The organism is Nocardia heshunensis, assembly GCF_054782115.1.
The window spans coordinates 1-517 of sequence record NZ_BAAGTC010000034.1; the positions used below are offsets into that span (position 1 = coordinate 1).

Annotated in this window: 1 protein-coding gene; it reads left to right on the forward strand. The window is 46.4% G+C overall.

The window, feature by feature from the left end; genetic code table 11:
- Positions 1-153: 153 nt before the first annotated feature.
- The coding region (locus ACYVN4_RS44990) for a DUF2577 domain-containing protein (RefSeq protein ID WP_460730435.1) at positions 154-517 on the forward strand (364 nt) is incomplete at its 3' end.

Sequence of the window (517 nt, forward strand, 5' to 3'; positions counted from 1 at the left end):
CCTGAATGTAGTTGCTGGGAATGAAGCCATGGTTAAGGTAAAAAGCTTGAAGGATATTGGCTTAGGTAGCAAGTATTTGTTGATTACGAAGGCGACCCATACCTTTACCGGGACAACCGATACAGCTGAAATTGAAATGAAGGTGAGAATCTAATGGCTGGAGAGATTTTACTGGGCATGATTAACTCACGCGGTGGTTTGGATAGCGACTATTCGGACATCATTTTTGGCACGGTCGTTGATGACGCCCCACTTAAGATTCAGATATCCAATCAGATGACGCTGACTGATGCCTTTCTCAATTTAGGAATCGGGGTCACTAAGCACAAGGTGTGGATGAAGACTACTGGACGTAAGCGAGAAGATTTCAAAGCCCCGATTGAAGATGGCACACCGGCCACTAAGTACACTGAGTATGAAATCGATGGGCGCCTGAAGAGGGGCGATGGGGTCGCCATGATTCGCCAAGATGGCGGACAGCAATTTTATGTATTTGAAAAGCTAGGAGGTGACGTAG